This is a genomic window from Alteromonas sp. 5NS40-0096, assembly GCF_057544385.1.
The window spans coordinates 1,113,929-1,131,764 of record NZ_BAAJLQ010000001.1 but is presented as its reverse complement, the minus strand read 5'-3'; the positions used below and the strand labels follow the sequence as shown (position 1 = coordinate 1,131,764).

The following is a 17,836-nucleotide window of genomic DNA, read 5'->3' as shown; positions in this document are numbered from 1 at the left end:
AGCCTGGCATACTCACTTTTATAGGAAATTGATGTACTACCTCAGACATGCGGCTAAATGTTTAACCCAAAATTCAACCGGATGGCTGAGCGCATTGTCTCCAATCGTCACTTCGCAAACGCTGTGGTTAGCATCGCCTGCGCGTGGCAACGGCAATACGAGTATGCCGGTTTGTTCGGCGTATTGTGCTAGCTTTGTTGTCAATGCTTCGGGGCTCATTTCGAATTTGAGGTGAAACATAGAAGCTTGCGGTTGTTCGGGTATTACGCTCACCGGCAAGTCTTTAAATGCGTTACAAAGCGCTGTCGTATAAGCCGCGTAATGTGGCATTTTGGGGAGGTAATTTTGCAAGCCCTTGCGAGCGGCTAACACCTCTGGGTACAGGGTAATGGGGTTACCCCCGGCACGCCTTGCCCAAATGCGAGCACGATCAATCAAACTGGTGTCAGCAACTAGAGCGGCACCAAAAATACCACCTAAATCTTTGTAAAAACTGACATAAATGCTATCGAACAACTGAGCAATGTCCGCCAAGTTGCGCTCGTAATAGGTGGTGGTTTGCCATATACGAGCACCATCCATATGCATTTTTACTTGATTGGTATCACACCATTGCCGTATTTCTAGTAGATCTTGCCATGATGGTAAGGCACCGCCAATCTCACGCATCGGTAATTCGACGATAAGTGCGCACGTTGTAGTAGGATCTAACTCATACAAATCGCTCGCTTTCACTACCGAGTGGAACTTGCCGTACTGGCTGACATTAAGGCCCCATAAAGCTTCGATTGCCATATGCTCATGGATGAGTAAGTGAGACGTTGGGTGCAAGGCAACATTGGGTTTGCCCGACACCTCACTGTAGCACTTCATCGCGGCACACTGGGCTAGTGTACCAGTGGGTAAAAATAAACCGCTGGGTTTGTTAAACAGCGACGCCACTTGAGCTTCGAATGCCGCTATTGTTCCGCCAATACCATAAGTGTCACGGCTGTCATGCTCTTCGATACTGCATGCAATGTTTTGTAATTCATCCGTTATCGGGCGTTGTGGGTGGCGGGCTAGGGTGACTTTGGCGTTGCTAGCTGCCTGCTGGTATCGGGTTTTGATAGCGGAGGATATTAGGGCCATAGCGAGATGCCTATTTCATGTGAACTTTACCCCCCACCATTTTATAGGCAGGAGTGCCGCGGATCAGCGTCTCGCGAGCAAAAATCTGGCCACACCCTGGGCATTGGCATGCCTCAAGGGTATGGTCTTCTATGATGCGTTCAACAAAGCATTTCACTAGCTCTCCTTTACCGCCTTTGCGATATTTGTAGAGTAGTGTTTTACACTTTGCGCAACTGATCCGCACGGTGCGTTTGGGCTGCGTCTTATTGGGCTTGGCCATATTCAGTTGAACGCGTTGCCTCAGCGACGCTTATTGCGCCGCTTCCGCTTTTTGCCATTCTTCCAGCGCATGCTCAAACTGGCTGCGCGCCTTAGACACATAAGTCAGTACTTCGTCTACGTAGCCGTCGGTAGACGCCGACCATACGCGGTTGAGGTAGCGCTCCCCAGCGGCAAAACTCGACATGATGTCAGCGTAGGCCATCAAGCCAAACAGCTGTTTCATACTGTCTCTACTGGCAACAAAGTTGCCTAGATCATCGCGGAAAATCTTGTCGATTTCATAGCGCATCTCATACGTTGGCACTTGGTCTTTACGGCCGTCTAATGCTTTTAAGTTGTTCAAAATGTTGTTAAGGCTTTCCGTCAGTATTTTCTTATCACTGGCCAATAGGTTGTCATTCTGAGCAGCGGCTTTTTCGCTGCTTTTCAGCAGGTAAACGCCAATGACGCCCACAACAATCACAGGCACGAAATAAACCCAATTGATGGTTTCTTCATTGACTGACGCCAAGAAGGCTCCTGCCAAAAACGCGGCTACGATAATCGCTCTTGCAATATTAATCATTATTCTACTCCTTATGCCGCGCTGGCAATTTTGACAACGGCGTAGCCAACACCGACAAGGGCTTCACCGACGATAAGTCCGGCAGCAATGGGAATACCTTTGTTATCTGACCAATGCACACCTTTGTTGCGGTCCGCGATTTCTCTTAACAAGGTGCCCACTGAGTAGGTCAACACGATGTTAAAGGGCAGGTAGAATCCCAGACCAACTGTGATGCCCAGTCCACTCATCATGCCCGAAAGCACACCACCCAGTAACGCCCCCGCTGTGTATTTTTCCATGGGTACATCACCACCTGTGATGCCCTGTACCATCGAGGCGAGGGCTTGGCCCTGCGGTGCAGGTAGTTCGTCACTGCCCAAACCAAAGGCACTGTGTAACACGTAAATCAGAATAATAATGACAATTGGGCCTAACCACGCGCCCGCGAATTGTCCTAGTTGCTGCATTCGCGGAGTCGCCCCAACCAAATAACCCGTTTTCATATCTAGCATCAGGTCGGTGGCTTGGCTCATTGCCACACAAGTGGCGGCACCAACAGTAACTGCAGCGACGATCGCTTGGGTTGTTTCCATACCGCTAGTGAGCATAATCAGAATAGTAACGGCGACGAGGGTCATGCCACTGAGCGGAGACCAATTGGTTCTGCCAATCGCTTCAGACAAGATAATACCCGCCATCCATATCCAAAGTGTACCCAGTAAGCCCATGGCGATACCACGGCCGATTCCAACGTTTTCCGCAGATGTCCAAGCCATTACCATTAACAAAATTGCCGCGCCGACCACTGCCATGTAAAGCAGTTTGATAGGCATCTCATCGCGACTCATGGCGCTCTCAACTTTGGCACTGTTTTGCATCGACTTAACTGCCGAGCGAATGAGGGGGAGTGCAAACAAAACACCGACGACGGCGCCGCCAATCAGCATGCCAATCCCAGTAGGTCTGAACAAGGTGACACGTAAAGTATTGGCGTCAGTAATTTTATTCCCAGCGTCGTCCAAAGGTAACATGCCTGTCAGATCCAGCATGGGGGCAAGGAAAAAGTAACAAACAAAACCACCTACGATAAAGGCGATACCGCCGCGGCCAGCGATAAATCCAACACCTACAGTCAGTAGTGAGGCGTAAAACATTAAATTGAGGTAGGCGAAATCGGCAGGGATGCCCAACCAGTCACCCACATGTAAATCGTGGATGCCAAATGAAAGTGCCAGTACGTGAACCACGCCAGAAAACAGCATAGCGCCAACCAACAGCTTGGCTTTTTCTATACCAGCGCCGGGGGATTTCAGAATGGTCGCAACTGCAACACCGCCCGGGTAAGTTAAGCGTTCGAAATCGATCATCTGTTTGCGCAGGGGAATAATGAACGCGATACCCAGGAAAGCACCAGCGATGGCACCGAAGGTTACAATGTAGGGATTGAGTTCATTGCCATAACCCAATATGAATATAGCAGGTACGGAAAACATTAAACCTGACGACGCGCCGTTAACTGCTGACGCGATGGTTTGTGTGACATTGTTCTCTACAATAGAACGGCGGCGTAAAATACCGCGTAGAATACCAAAGCCCAAAATGGCGGCCAGCTCAGAACCTTCGATGGAAAACCCGAGTTTTAGAGAGGCGTAACCGATTGATATTGCGATGATAACCCCGAGGAAATAGCCCACTAAAATCGCTTGTTTGGACAGCTCAGGATAAGGGCCGTAACTCAAAGGCCCGTCAGCACTACTGTGCGCATTTGCTTGTTGTTCGGAAGAAATGGTTTCTGACATTAAGCGTCTCCCCAATAATTTGCCTGCTTGGCAAAGATTTTTTATTTATTGTTATCGTTAATGCGCCACGGCTTGGCAGCGACATATCGAATCACTATAACGAAGGGAAAGAAGGCTGTCACGGCTTGCTAAGCTGGTATGAGTTGAATTACCGTCATCTAGGGTGTACGCCAGCTGATTAATTCAATTGCGCTAACCATTGCTTGCGTTTTGGGCGACAACCAATTGCTTCCTGAATGCACTGGGTGTGGTTTGTGTATGTTTTTTAAAAGCTTGGTTGAAGGTCGACCGAGAATTAAATCCTACGTCAAACGCAATATCCAATATAGTTTTGTCCGCGAACTCCATTTGCTTGCATGCTGCTTGAATACGCCAGCTGTTAATAAAATCATAAAACCCCATGTTCATCTCAGTGTTGAGCACCTGAGAAATTTTAATCTCGGCAATACCTGTTATATCTGAGAGTTTGCGCAGGGTTAGGTTAGGGTCGCTGTACAAGTTCTCTTGCATCGCTAAGGTTAACTTGGCTTGAAGCCTTGTCACATCCTCAGGTGACATCGGAGAATTTTGATATTTGGTGTCATTGTCACTGGTACATTGGGCGGCACGTTCAGACTCAATAGCGTTTTCGTAAATTGGCCGTTGATGAATCGACAATATCCCCACTACCAAAAGCCAAGTGAGTTCAACACTCAGAAATACGATGTTTTGCCAGCCCATTTCAGATAAGTGAGGCGGTAAGAAAATACGGACGCCTGAAACAACTAATGTCACCATTAACGCGATGATTGACCAGCGAATCCAAGATAAGTCTCGGTTATCAATATTCGAGAAGTAACTCTTTATCGTATTCAAGTGGTGAGTAAGCAGTTTTACAATAGCGACCAGGTACCCTAGGGAAAAAGGGAGAAGCAAGATCAACGCAATCGTTGGCCCCCAAGTAACAAAGCCTAAGTGTTCTAAAGAGCCTGATGGGGCAGCTAGCCGCGCTAATTTAGTTGTATGATCGAGTGCGTAATAGGGTATGCAAAGGATTAAACTCGCGACAAATCCAAACCCATGTTTGGCGTCAGTGCGTAATGTGGAACCTTGGTTTTGAATTGTTAAGTGTTTCACATACAAATAAAAGCTGGGAGCCAATAAATACAAAAAAGGCATGTAAGCGTGGGTAAACCAAGGCGCAATCTGCCATAGGTTGAGATGCCAGAACCACTCGTCGAGTTGATTGACAATGTTGGCTGCAAAAAAGACCGCTAAATAGCGGGAAGGCGCTGCATTCTCGCGGTGCCACAAAAGTGCCAGAATAAAAATACAGATGCCAAATGACGCGCCAATTAGCAGGATTTGAATTGCGTGTTCGAGTTGTACTTCCACTGCTACAACATCCCAGTTTTAAACAACATAAAAGTGAAAATAAGTTTACTTATTGTGTACTAATCAGCTTAGACGGACGAAAAAAGCTAACAAAATCATATTATCAAGGTTCCCATGAACAATAAATGAGCGTGACTATGAGAATCTTAAAAACAATAGTACTGAGTGGTTTCCTGATGCTAACGGGGTGTGAAAATCGCCCCTCACTACCCACATCATCAACATTCGATGTTGCCAGACATGCAGGTGTTTGGCGCTCCCAAGGCTATGGCTACGTCATGAAAGTGGATGCCGATGGTATGAATTTGTTTGATGTAAACCAAAAAGGCTGTGTCACAAAGGCGATAGATAGTGCTGATATTGCGTCTCACATGGCTATCTTCAGTGATATCAACAAGGACCATATCGTGGTCAGCCCGACGAATCACTCAACACAGTACCATTTTGATCGTCTCGATGGTGAAAAGGCGAAAGCCGTGCTGGCAAATTGCATGAAAGCCAATAATAAAAAAGTGATGGATAACTTCGAGTACTTTAGTCAAACCATGGCTGAACACTATGCCTTTTTCGATGTTTATGAACAGGACTGGGCAAAAATTGTGAGTCATAGCCGAGGTAAAATAACAGCCAATATGTCCGAGGAAGCATTATTTACGCTTTTCTCAGACATGCTAAAAGATTTAGACGACGCCCATTTGTTTTTAACTGGCGAAGTGAATGGCTCGGCCAAACGGTTTAGCCCAAACCAATCACGTATTCTGCGCCCCGCATTGGATGCTGCGTATGACAAGCAGCAATCCATCGACAATCCTCGAGCATTTCGCCGGCATTGGTACGAGAGTTACAAAACACAAGTGCGTTCATCCATTTTAAAAGATAGTGCGAATGATATTGGTCAATTTATCATTTGGGGCACGATAGATAACGTTGGTTACATTAACCTACAGCGAATGCAAGGCTTCTCGGATAGTGGTTCAATACAAGATGACGTTGCCGCGATTCGAAAAGCCATGGATGTCATTATGGCGAGCTTGGAACAAACCGATGCCATAATTATTGATATCACCGCTAACGGCGGCGGCCACGATGAGGTGGGTCTTGCGATTGCGCGTTACTTTAATTCTCAGCGGCGCGTCGCCTACAGTAAATCGGCTAAGGGCGGGCCGCAATCGTCGCAAGTTTTTTATCTTGAGTCCGCTTTGGGGAAGGCCTACACCAAGCCTGTTTATCTCGTGACCAGTGATCACACTGTGAGTGCGGCGGAAACCTTTACAATGGCAATGAGATCTATTCCTCATGTCACTCACGTCGGAGACACAACAAGAGGGGCGCACTCGGATATTTTAGACAAAACGTTGCCTAACGGCTGGAACTTAGGTTTATCTAATGAGGTGTACACCGACGCTGACGGCGAAATTTCCGAGGGCAGGGGATTAGTTCCAGAGTGGAAGTTACCTGTTTTTGGCGGCGCTGATGTGTTTACTAGCCACACTCAAGCAATCGCATCCTTAATGACTAGAGTGAAAACCCCAGTGTAGATGCAAACTATACCAGCTTAATTGGCTTGTATTGTCCTCAGCAAAGAGACAGCGCCACCTCATATCAGAGGTGGCTAGATATCAAGCTAAAACCAAACTGCGTTCATTAGGCTGGACTCTGCCAACTTCAATGGCTTTGCTCATATGTGAGATTATTGGACTGATGTTGCCATTGCCATCATCGAGAAAGTAGCTGTGGCCTTTCAAGTCCATTTGGTTATTGAACTCATCACAGTCAACTTCATACACTTTGTTTGGCAGCTTGTTGAGAGACTCAGGCCCAGTCATGCCCAAGCGTCGAGACAAGGTTTTGTTACGTATGTTCGCAACCTTAGAGGCGGGCATCGCGAGGTCGTCATTGGCGTAGTAGACCACCACATTGCGGCTAGCATCAACAATGTATTTGCCAGGCTCTGTGCGCTCAAGCACCTCATTCTCAACGTCTGCTGCAATCATAAACGTATTTCTAAACAGCTGCGGCATATTGGATGAAGAGTGATTCTCAGACCAATACGACAGTGCGTTTTTCAACACACGGTTGCCCATTGAATGCGCTAAAACGTTTATTCGCCTGTAGCAAGGTTCCGTTTGTTGCGCTTCGGCGCGACGCCACGAATCAAATTTTCCCATTAATCGCGCAAAGCTCGGCCCGCTCATGTCGGCGGCATCTTGATCATCCCAATAGTCATCGGCAAATGCATAAGCTGGGTCATCGTCACATGGCCAGATGATAGGCACCACGCAGACCAAGTCGTTGGAAGTGTCGTTGATATAGCTTTCCAACTTTTTCGCATTTTCAAAAATGGTGGGTTCCATATTGTTGTTAAAACCATGGATGTACAAAAGCACTTGGGTTTTCTCTGGTAATGCTTTCAGTTCAGAGAAGAAATGTTTACCCATGACTTCAGTGTAATTACCGTTGTCGTCACGTTCACAAAAATAGAGGTGTTGCGACACTGTGGTATTATTATTGTCGAACGTAAGGGTTCTATTCCTTCTTGAGCGGTGTGATTGATTAGGGGTTCTGTTAGTAACAAATAGCATAGTTATTTATCCTGTTATTTTCGACGTTTACACAGCTATTCGCCGCTACCAAGTAGGCTAGGGGTCGGCGATTCATCCGTTGGCAGCCCTTCTCGAATAAACAAAATGTTTTGTTTGAAAGTCTTGAGTACTTGCTGCCGTTTGTTGGTTTCGGAATGCACAAGGTCGTAGAGGTCGTTTCCGATGGACACTTTACTATCGCTTGTACCGGAAGGTTGTTCACATCGGGCTAAACTTTCTTTGAGCATAAAGTTTGCAAATTTAGCCGTGTGTTTTAGATATTGATTTATCAAATTCGCTTGTTGTTTGACTGCTTCATCTTTGTTGACAATTGAGTTATCAGAAAACTGTTTAGACTGTTGTTCATAGCTTTCAATATGAGTAGCAAAATTCTCGCTACCCACCAGTTCCAAAATGTTGTTATCTTCAGACGTGCCTTTTTTAGTGCAGGTTTTGGCTAAATAGGTTTCCCACTTTTTGTCAGCAAGCCAAGTCTTGAACTGGGTGAACTGCGCCGTTGTACTTTGAGCATATTTTTCATAAAACCGCCCATACATGGCGTCAAGAACATTGCCAGACGATTTTAAGCTCACTGCGCCGTTATTGGCGTTCAGGAAATAATTTGCGTTAGATGCCGCATTGGTCAGTGCGATACTCGCGAGAGACTGGTAAATCCGAGAAGGATCTGATGAGTACCCTTTAACGTACCAGTTTCCGATATCATCTTTAACCACAACGTAGTTTGTGTTGCCACCACCAGTTATTCTTACAGTGTTAATGTTTTGCCAATACTGCTTGTCGACTTGTTGTTGTACGTGGCTGTCATTCGCAAATTCGCTGCCGAATAACGGAATGGCGTGCAATGCGCCGCGTTGCAACATATTCTCCCAATCAGTGGCACTATTATTGTCCTGAATGGCACTACTGGGATAGCTGCTTCTCAAATAAGCCGATGTCGGAATGAGGTATTGTCTTCTTGCAGTTAAATCATGGGCCTGAATCAGTGCTTTTTTCGCATTTCCCAGTTCACTATCCGTTCCTGTTAACTGAAGTGAAATCACTAAGCTCTCTAAATGCCTTACCACACCTTTCATTGCAAAGTCGGGAGTGCATTCGGTGCCCTTATTATCGCTTGTCACCACGTCGTCTTCACATTTAACGTCGAAAGGGATAAAAAACTTCTCAATTGCGCGTTTTGATTTAGCGAGCACAGCGTTTACCTCAGTATCGTCAGAGATAAGTGCAGTCGCATCTTGCATGAATGACGATGCGCTGTCTCCTGAAGGCTGGTAGTTGTTTACCAAAGCAATAGCATTGTCATAAAGGGTCAATTTTGTATCCGTGCGTGAGATTGAAGAGGCAAGTGCGGGGCAATCTTGCGACTCAATACAAGCCTTAGCAGCGTCGCCAATCAGTGCATTCAACTGGTTTATATTGTCTTTGTGGCTCGCACTATACTCACTTTGCTCCTTTTCTTGTTTCGCCAAACTGGTGTTTAAGTTTGCGAGTGACGAATTCAAAAGGTTTTGCAGGTTTTCAGTGCGCTGTGCGAAGGTCTGATCTTCCGGTTGAGGGTTGAGAAAACGGTCTTCAAGCCAGCCTTGAGAGATAAACGCATTGGCGTAGTTGAGAGTCGATTTTTCGATTATTTGAGTGTCATTGAGACCATTACAGGCGCTAAGGTCACTGTTAGCGAGGCAATACTGATCTTTTGCAGTATTTAAAACTGCAGCCGTAAGTGCGGATTTGTAGTTTGGCAATTGCGTGTTTTGCGTCGATAGGCTCTCGTGAGAGATGACTTTCAGCATGGCATCTACGCTAGCAATCTTAGATTTTAAGTCGGCAGTCGATTTTATTTTTTTGAAATTTGCCCGCCATTTGGGTAAAAGTGATGTCGATGCAGAGTCCAGTGCGGCTTTGCGTTTGTTGATCGTTGCCTTTTCCGTATTAAGGTTTGCAACAAGCTTGGTGATATAGCCGTTGACGTTACCAAAAAAGTGATGGCGAGCCAAAACTTGCTCCAGCTTTTGCATGGTCTGGTGCTCATCGCGATGGGCTTGTCTGGCTTTGATATCATTAATTTGGACAATAATGGCGCTTCCTACTGACTGCAGCACTTGAACATATTGTTGAGAAGCGTCTTTCACACTTTTCAAGTTGCCATTGATCAACACTTGTTTGTCTGCCAGAACTGATAATTTACCTGCATAATTGAGCAGCATCGAATACAACCATTCCTGGTATCGAGACTTATTGTTTTTTGGCCCGTATTTAGCTTGTTTTGCTAAATTGATGATGCCAATGTGATAGCGATCGGCATTGATGGAATTGACATACGAAACGTTAGCATTGACTTTTTTAAGTTTGTTGATGGTTTGGATGAATTCATCGCTGCCTAAGTCACTATCGTTAGTTTGTGTGCGGTTGCTGGTATTGCCGCCCGAGAGGGTAACACCGCGGCCTAAACCGGTACTGCATAATCGTGTCAGAGCGCTTTCAGACTCAAGCTCACACGCTGCTTTTACGTCCGTTTTCAGCTTAGCCAGTTGTAAAATTTTTTCTGGGCTATTGTTAAGCTCTTCCTGGACTTTATCGGCTCTATCCCTCGTTTTGAGGGGTGCCGACTTTATGTTCAGTATATAGTTTTGCCCAAGGAATTGCTCTGCTCTCAATAATTGATCGGGGTTGATAAGCTGGCTTAGTACTGAAACTAAGTCTCGGTTAAGGTCAAAGGCTGCTAATTTTTGTGGATCAGTTTTCGACATAAACTCGAGAATATCGTCAATTGCTCCGTCAACAACGCCTCTAATTTCCCGGTTAACGTGTTCTGCTTTATCATATTCTTTACGCTTTTCTAATTGTTTGAACTTATCTGTTAACTTAATGAATAGGTTATATTTTTCTGTTGTGTTTTGTAAGAATTCGGCAATGACTTTGTTTTCTTCATCATCTTGAAAAAGAAACAAAATATCTTCTAAGTTACATGCCATGGTGAGTCGAGCGACGACCGATTCCTTGTCTTTTACCCCTTTTTGTAGTTCCCAGTTCTTGTTTTCAATCGACCGGCAAATTCCTTGATTTACAAAGCCATAAGTGACCTTTCGATGGTCAGTATTGTTAAAACGCGAGGGATTTCGAGAGTAAATCGAGTAACGGTCTGTACGTCGGTGATTGACGGATTCGTCGGGTTCCACGTTAACGTAATGAAAAGTCCTACCACCGGATGGTACCGTGGTAATCGTAATGTCCTTGAGCAATTGGCGCTGCAAATCGTCGAGTAGACGTTGAGAGGTAATCGCCAGTGATATCAATTGTTCCAGTTGTACATCGTCTTCTTCGGACAGCGGGCCTTTATAAACATCAACGTCTATTTGCAATGCCGCGCAAGCCGTTAATAGAATTGAAAAGAACACGAAAAGTGTATTTCGGAGAATCGTTTTCATTAGTTCGACTCCACTTTGTATTTGTCATCAATCACTAGGTCTTTCGATAGGTCATCAACGTCAGCTAAATTATCAAACAAGTAGCGAACTAGGTTCTGGCTGATGGCGGAGTTTTGCATACGCGCTTTTTGGCCAGTCACCGTGTCAACTGCAGTGAAAAATGCATCTGGACTCGAACCCATAACGACAACTAGCCGGTGATCTTTGGGGCTAACGCGAAAACCCTCTGGGCCAAACGCCACTAGCTTTCTCTGTACACTCGGCGACAATATTTCGTTGAAAACCGGCGACCCATCTCCTGCGATAGAGGAGGATTGCGCAACAATTTGCTGTTGAGAAGTCAAAGAATCCACAAGATCAGATTTGACCCACCCCGAGCCAAATCGCATGGAATTAAGTGCACTTGCTTGACCATGGATTCGAATTCTATAAATAGTCTGAGGTATCTGTTCTTGGGGATCGAAAACACCGAGATAGAATATTTGTTCGATTTCATTGGAAGGGGAAACCGCCAAGGCTGCGACACCAGTTGCGGCTTTTTCTGTGTTTGAGCATCCGGTCATTACCGCACTAGTAAATACTATCATTGTAGTGAATAGAAGGGCGCGTAAATCAATCGCATCGCGATCTCTCATGAGGTTGTCCTTTTGTCTATTTTTATTATTGCTATTCTCTCCTGAACAATTCAGGGACAACCGAATAGTAGAGTCTCCAATGGCTGAGTTTTGAGCCATCGACGACTTCATTTTCTGTGTGTTTGCTTTTTGTTCAGTGATGCTGGGTTCAAGGTTCTCCCACCCAAGTGCAAAATTTCATTTCGTAGTTTTTCTTATCCCAAGCTGGTCTCTTTTCTGAGGTGTTTTTCTTACGTTGCTGCTTTTTTGTTATTACCAATTATTGGTTTTTTGTTCGTCTTGGTTAAATTGGTCATACAAAAGCTTTTGAGATTGAGAACTGTGGTTTTAGATGTTGGGCTGGTTTTAAATTATTGTTTTTTCTTTGTTTTAGTTGGTTTTTGTATTTTTGTTGTAAATTGGTTTGATAGTTTTGAATGAATTTTGATTTACCAAAAATAATTATTGGTTGACAAATTGGTCTTAACAAAATACTTTTATTGCACGCTGATTGGTTTGCACTGTGATGGGTAGGCATAGATCATCCAAATGATTTGCAAGACAAGCCAAAAGCTAATTCGAGTGAATTAGATTGTTGTGGTCGTTCACTCTCGGACATAAGCAACAATATTGAGGAGTGATGCATGTCAAAACCTATCATTGGATTCGTTGGTTTAGGCCTTATGGGTGGCAATATGGTCGAAAACTTACAGAATCGAGGCTATCAACTTGTTGTTATGGATTTGAATAAAGACGCCGTAAATAAGTGCGTTGAACGAGGCGCGAAAACAGCGAGCTCGGGAAAAGATCTGGCAGCGCAAGCGGATATTATAATGCTTTGTTTAACCACATCGGCGATCGTTGAATCTGTTATCTATGCGAAAGATGGCATTTTAGACGGTGCAAAAAGCGGCTCTGTACTGATCGACTTCGGGACCTCTGTACCCACTTCAACCCGAAAAATTGGTCAAGACTTAGCTGAAAAAGGTGTCGGTATGATCGATGCGCCACTTGGGCGTACACCTGCGCATGCTAAAGATGGCTTGCTCAACATCATGGCTGCCGGTGATATCGAAACCTTTAATAAAGTGAAGCCCGTGCTTGAAGACCAAGGCGAAAATGTATTCCACCTCGGCGCTTTAGGCGCGGGTCACACGACCAAGCTAATCAATAACTTCATGGGCATGACAACCGTGTGCACTATGTCACAAGCGTTTGCGGTTGCTGATTTGGCTGGCGTAGACAGACAACAACTGTTCGATATCATGTCTACTGGGCCATCGAATTCACCCTTTATGCAATTTTGTAAAAACTACGCGGTGGATAATGTCAGCGATTTAGGCTTTTCAATCGCTAACGCGAACAAAGATTTGGGCTATTTTTTGAAGATGGTCGATGATTTGGGTACTGAGTCGAAAATAGCTCAGGGCTCATCTGCAAATTTGCAAGCAGCGTTTGATGCCGGCATGGGAGCTGGTAATGTACCAGAGATCTTCGATTATTTTTTAACGCTTAAAAAATAACAACAAATCTTGAGTGTGAGTGTTATGCGATTAATAAAGCGCGAAGTTACACATTTGAAAAGCACAGAGGAGCGTCTAATGAAATACCTAGTCACACTTCTGTGTCTCGCTCTCTTGGCTGTTATCAGCAATGATTCGTCGGCAGCAAACTACTTTGTCGAAGACCAACAGGCTTACAAAGCAGCGGTCAAAAAGCTGAAGCCGGGAGATGTCATCACACTGCGAAATGGTGAGTGGCGAGATTTTGAAATCGTATTGAAAGGCAAGGGGACAGCTCAGCAACCCATTACATTGACGGCTGAAACCAAAGGCAAAGTTACCTTGACGGGCCAGTCTAACCTCAGATTGGCTGGGCAATTCCTTGTTGTATCTGGCTTAATATTTAAAGACGGTTACACGCCGAGTAGTGCAGTTGTGTCTTTTCGACGTAACAAACAAGATTTGGCGTACCACTCGCGTGTTACGGAAATTGTTATCGACAATTTCAATAACCCAGATAAACAAGAATCTGACTACTGGGTTGCAATGTACGGCCAGCACAACAGATTTGACCACAATCACCTTGAAGGTAAGCGCAATCGCGGCGTCACGCTAGCAGTACGCCTCGATAGCCAAAACAGTCAAAACAACCACCACAGCATTGATCACAATTATTTTGGTTATCGTCCAACGTTTGGCTCCAATGGCGGGGAAACCATCAGAATTGGTACTAGCCACTACTCGCTTTCAGATTCATTTACGGTGGTGGAAAACAACTACTTTGAGAAAACCAATGGCGAAGTAGAGATTATTTCTGTTAAGTCGGGGAAAAACATACTTCGAGGTAACGTGTTTTTAGAAGCGCAAGGCACGCTAACATTGCGTCATGGAAATGGTAATCTAGTTGAAAATAATGTCTTTTTAGGCAATAAGGTCCCTCACACTGGCGGCATTCGAGTTATCAATCGCAACCAAACCATCCGTAATAATTACCTAAAAGAGTTAACCGGATACCGCTTTGGTAGCGGTTTCACCGTCATGAATGGCGTACCGAACTCACCAATTAATCGATACCATCAAGTCGACAATGCTGTGATTGAGGGAAACACCTTCATCGACGTTTCTCACATTCAGCTCGCCGCGGGAAGTGATAGCGAGAGAAGTGCTGTACCTATCAATAGCCAGTTTAATAACAACGTCGTCTTTCAATCTGATCGAAAGCAGCCATTCACCCTGTTTGATGATATCGGCGGCGTCAAGTTTAGTGGCAATACGAGCAATGTCTCAGTGCCCGAGGCTTTATCTACGGGATTCAACGTTCAAGACCTAACCTTAGAGCCCGAAGCGAATGGACTTGTGTATCCAAAGGGTCTAAATGCGAATCGTGGGGCAAGCCGCAACTTACCGGTAATTGCAAAAGCGATGACGGGAGTGAGTTGGTATGAGAAACGTCCAGCTATGGTCGATTTTGACAGTGGCAGTACGCACAAGGTGCAGGCTAACCCGAAAGCGTTAATACAGGCCCTAGCAGATGCCAAATCTGGCGATATTTTGTCGTTGGCCCCTGGGCACTACGTTGTTCCCAAACTACTGGTTATCGACAAAGTCATTTCTATCACCGCACAGGTACCGGGTTCCGTCACTTTAACGTTTGAACGTTCGAGTTTATTTGAGATTACTGATGGCGGTAGCCTCAAGTTGACACACCTTACGATATCGGGTGCAGATAGCCCTGATTCAGCAGGTAATAGCGCGATTCGTTCAAAAAAGTGGGGAATGGTTGAGAATTATCGTCTGCAGCTTGCTCATATGAAAGTGATAGACCTAAACGTTAACCACACTTTTGACTTTTTTCGCACGGGGAAGGGCGCCTTTGCTGACCTAATCGAAATCAAAGAGAGTCAATTTGGTCAAGTGAGTGGCGATATTCTGCGCTTGAATACCGAAATTGAAGATTTAGGTATTTATAACGCCGAGTATGTGGAAGTTTCGAATTGTACCTTTGAAAACGTTCAAGGTGCCGTTGTTAAATTGTATCGAGGGGGAACGGACGAGAGTACGTTTGGGCCCCACTTGCGTTTTGAACACAACCAAGTAAAAGCGTCAGGTAGAGGTAAAAGAAACAAATCCAAATCAAGCATGCACTTGCACGGGGTGCAACAAACCTTGGTTGCTCACAATACCTTGTCATTGTCTGCACCAATTGTTGTCGAACACACCGTAGGCGAGCCCCAAACCGATATCTCCAACAATCGATTTATCGATACCATTGGCCCTGATGTCAGCGAGCTACGAGCGCTGGGGCCGCACACCGCAGTACTTGAAAATAATACAATTATTGAGACAAGCAATGAGAAATAGTATGCCTTTTTTAAACGTCTCAATTCGACTGGTCGCAATGACGGCTTTTGCCTTTTCAATGTTGTTAGGTTGTTCACCTAGTGTTGCTAAGCCCAACTTAGTGATAACTGCTAGTGATATAGAGTTGATGAGACTTGCGATTGATCAAAATGGTCGATTTGCCAGCGCCTATCAGCAGACTAAGCAGAATACCGATGAAAGGTTAGCTCTGCCTATCGCCGTGCCGACGCCACAGGACGGCGGTGGCGGTTACACTCATGAACAACACAAACGCAACTACAAGTTTATGTACGACGCTGCTGTCATCTACCAGTTAAGTCAAGACAGAGTCTATGCTGATGCAGTGCGTGATCTACTGTTGGCGTACGCTGACGTTTATCCAACCTGGGGGCTTCACCCCAAGCGCAAAGTAAAATCACAAAACGCCGGCATCCTATTCTGGCAAAGTTTGAATGAGGCAATGTGGCTAGTTTATACCATTCAAGCCTATGATTTGGTGAAAGAGACTCTGTCGCTAGACGAGCGTTTAGCAATTGAATCTAAATTATTAAAGCCCATTGCGCTTTTCCTCTCAGATGGTCAACCATCGACCTTTAATAAGGTGCACAACCACGGGACATGGGCCACTGCCGGCGTCGGAATGGCAGGCTATGTATTAAATGAGCCAGAATGGGTAGAGAAAGCACTCTATGATTTAGAAAAGTCGGGTAAAGGCGGCTTCCTAAAACAGCTAGACGAACTGTTTTCACCACAAGGCTATTATAACGAAGGGCCTTACTATCAGCGGTTTGCACTATTACCATTTGTCACTTTTGCAAGCGCCATTGAGAACAATGAACCCGAACGCGAGATTTTTAAATACCGCGATGGGGTGTTGCTAAAAGCCATTGATACGACGATTCAGCTCAGTTACAACGGCCGCTTCTTTCCAATCAATGATGCGATTAAAAGCAAAGGTATCGATACCATAGAGTTAGTCCAAGGTGTAACTGTGGCGTACGGCATTACTGGTGATACCGGGCTATTGTCTATTGCAAACCAACAAGATCAAGTTGTGCTTACTGGAGATGGCTTGCGCGTAGCACAAGCTCTTGATGAGGGTATGGCAACGCCGTATGAGTTTAAGTCGGTGGCGTTTGGTGATGGTAGCCAAGGTGATCAAGGAGCTTTGGTGGTAATGCGCAGCTCACTTGGAGGCGATAAAGCGGTGCTATTTAAGCCTGCGTCTCAAGGCTTGGGTCATGGCCATTTCGATAAATTAACTTGGCAACTATACGACCACGGCGCAGAAATTGTGCTTGATTACGGTGCCGCTCGTTTCTTGAACGTAGAGGCCAAATATGGTGGCCGATATCTGCCTGAAAATACAAGTTACGCCAAGCAAACGGTTGCCCACAACACCATAGTGGTTAACGAGCAAAGCCACTTTGGCGGTGATGTGACCATCGGAAATCAGCACTGGCCAACGTTGCGCTATTTTCAGTCGAACATGTTTGGCCACGTCAGTAGTGCCAGTATCGATTCGGCATACGAAGGCGTCGCACTGACACGAACGTTAGCCTTAATTGATCTCTCTGAAGTCGGCGCAAGCATTGTCATCGATATATTTGATGTCGAAGCGAAAGCAGCTTCACAATTTGATTTGCCGTTGCATTACGATGGGCAGTTAATCGATACCAGCTTTGCCAGACAAAGTGCGACAAATGAACTTCGACCACTGGGCACAGATAACGGCTATCAACACTTGTGGTTGAAGGCAACAGCGGGTGCTGGCGAAACCAGTTCGAGAGTGACTTGGCTAAATGACAATGGTCATTTTTATTCGCTAACAAGCCCGGCAAATGAACACGAAACTTATTTGTTCACCCAAATTGGAGCTAACGATCCCAATTTTAATTTGCGCAATGAGCAGGGCTTTATTCGCCGAGTTAAGAACAAAACACACCATCGATTCTTCTCGATTATAGAACCTCATGGCGACTATAACCCAAGTAAGGAGTATACCGTTGAGGCGGTCAGTCGAATTGCGAATCTCAAGCAAACTCAGTCTGGAGAGCTAGCGTTAATCACGTTCAACATGGCGGGGGTGTCTTATCTTATTGCCATCAATAATGCTTCTTCACTGCCTGATAAGGCGGTTGAGTTTGTTTTCCAAAATCAGTCTTATCAGTTAGCCGATCGCTTAGGTGTGTTTGTGCTATCTAACCTTCAGGAGTAAA

General features: G+C 45.3%; 12 protein-coding genes. 4 read left to right on the top strand and 8 right to left on the bottom strand.

Annotated features, from left to right (window positions below; all coding sequences use genetic code 11):
* Nucleotides 1-36: 36 nt before the first annotated feature.
* The 5 genes from AC27G9_RS05140 to AC27G9_RS05120 form a co-directional block, all read right to left on the bottom strand.
* On the bottom strand, nt 37-1,131 hold the full coding sequence (locus AC27G9_RS05140) for a threonine aldolase family protein (protein ID WP_487071699.1): 1,095 nt from the start codon (nt 1,129-1,131) through the stop codon (nt 37-39).
* A 10-nt stretch (nt 1,132-1,141) separates the two neighbouring features.
* Entirely contained in the window at nt 1,142-1,393 is a 252-nt protein-coding gene (locus AC27G9_RS05135; protein ID WP_487071697.1) for a hypothetical protein, read from the bottom strand.
* A 30-nt stretch (nt 1,394-1,423) separates the two neighbouring features.
* Nucleotides 1,424-1,960, bottom strand: coding sequence for a hypothetical protein (locus tag AC27G9_RS05130; protein WP_487071695.1), 537 nt, complete (start codon nt 1,958-1,960; stop codon nt 1,424-1,426).
* A gap of 11 nt (nt 1,961-1,971) precedes the next feature.
* The gene (locus AC27G9_RS05125) at nt 1,972-3,741 is read right to left on the bottom strand and encodes an OPT family oligopeptide transporter (RefSeq protein ID WP_487071693.1); all 1,770 of its coding nucleotides are present in this window, start codon (nt 3,739-3,741) and stop codon (nt 1,972-1,974) included.
* Nucleotides 3,742-3,933: 192 nt separating this feature from the next.
* Nucleotides 3,934-5,115, bottom strand: a complete 1,182-nt coding sequence (locus AC27G9_RS05120) for a helix-turn-helix domain-containing protein (protein ID WP_487071691.1) — start codon at nt 5,113-5,115, stop codon at nt 3,934-3,936.
* A gap of 137 nt (nt 5,116-5,252) precedes the next feature.
* Between AC27G9_RS05120 and AC27G9_RS05115 the strand changes: the two genes are divergently transcribed.
* Nucleotides 5,253-6,653 (top strand): S41 family peptidase, encoded by a 1,401-nt coding sequence (locus AC27G9_RS05115; RefSeq protein WP_487071689.1) that lies wholly within the window; start codon nt 5,253-5,255, stop codon nt 6,651-6,653.
* Between the two features lie 81 nt (nt 6,654-6,734).
* Here the strand turns inward: AC27G9_RS05115 and AC27G9_RS05110 are convergent, their stop codons facing one another.
* The 3 genes from AC27G9_RS05110 to AC27G9_RS05100 are packed head-to-tail and all read right to left on the bottom strand — an operon-like array spanning nt 6,735 to nt 11,775.
* Nucleotides 6,735-7,697 carry an alpha/beta hydrolase gene (locus AC27G9_RS05110; RefSeq protein WP_487071687.1) on the bottom strand — a complete coding sequence of 321 codons (963 nt, stop codon included), beginning with the start codon at nt 7,695-7,697 and terminating at the stop codon, nt 6,735-6,737.
* 35 nt (nt 7,698-7,732) lie between these two features.
* Nucleotides 7,733-11,140: a hypothetical protein gene (locus AC27G9_RS05105; protein ID WP_487071685.1), complete on the bottom strand. Its 3,408-nt coding sequence runs from the start codon at nt 11,138-11,140 to the stop codon at nt 7,733-7,735.
* Nucleotides 11,140-11,775 (bottom strand): hypothetical protein, encoded by a 636-nt coding sequence (locus AC27G9_RS05100; RefSeq protein WP_487071683.1) that lies wholly within the window; start codon nt 11,773-11,775, stop codon nt 11,140-11,142. Before AC27G9_RS05100 ends, AC27G9_RS05105 begins: the two co-directional genes overlap by 1 nt.
* A gap of 623 nt (nt 11,776-12,398) precedes the next feature.
* Here AC27G9_RS05100 and AC27G9_RS05095 point away from each other — a divergent pair.
* The 3 genes from AC27G9_RS05095 to AC27G9_RS05085 all read left to right on the top strand — a co-directional run bounded on the left by AC27G9_RS05095 (nt 12,399) and on the right by AC27G9_RS05085 (nt 17,835).
* Entirely contained in the window at nt 12,399-13,277 is an 879-nt protein-coding gene (locus AC27G9_RS05095; protein WP_487071681.1) for an NAD(P)-dependent oxidoreductase, read from the top strand.
* A gap of 78 nt (nt 13,278-13,355) precedes the next feature.
* The gene (locus tag AC27G9_RS05090; RefSeq protein WP_487071679.1) at nt 13,356-15,617 is read left to right on the top strand and encodes a polysaccharide lyase 6 family protein; all 2,262 of its coding nucleotides are present in this window, start codon (nt 13,356-13,358) and stop codon (nt 15,615-15,617) included.
* A gap of 1 nt (nt 15,618) precedes the next feature.
* Nucleotides 15,619-17,835: a heparinase II/III domain-containing protein gene (locus tag AC27G9_RS05085; protein WP_487071677.1), complete on the top strand. Its 2,217-nt coding sequence runs from the start codon at nt 15,619-15,621 to the stop codon at nt 17,833-17,835.
* The last annotated feature ends 1 nt before the right edge of the window (nt 17,836 follow it).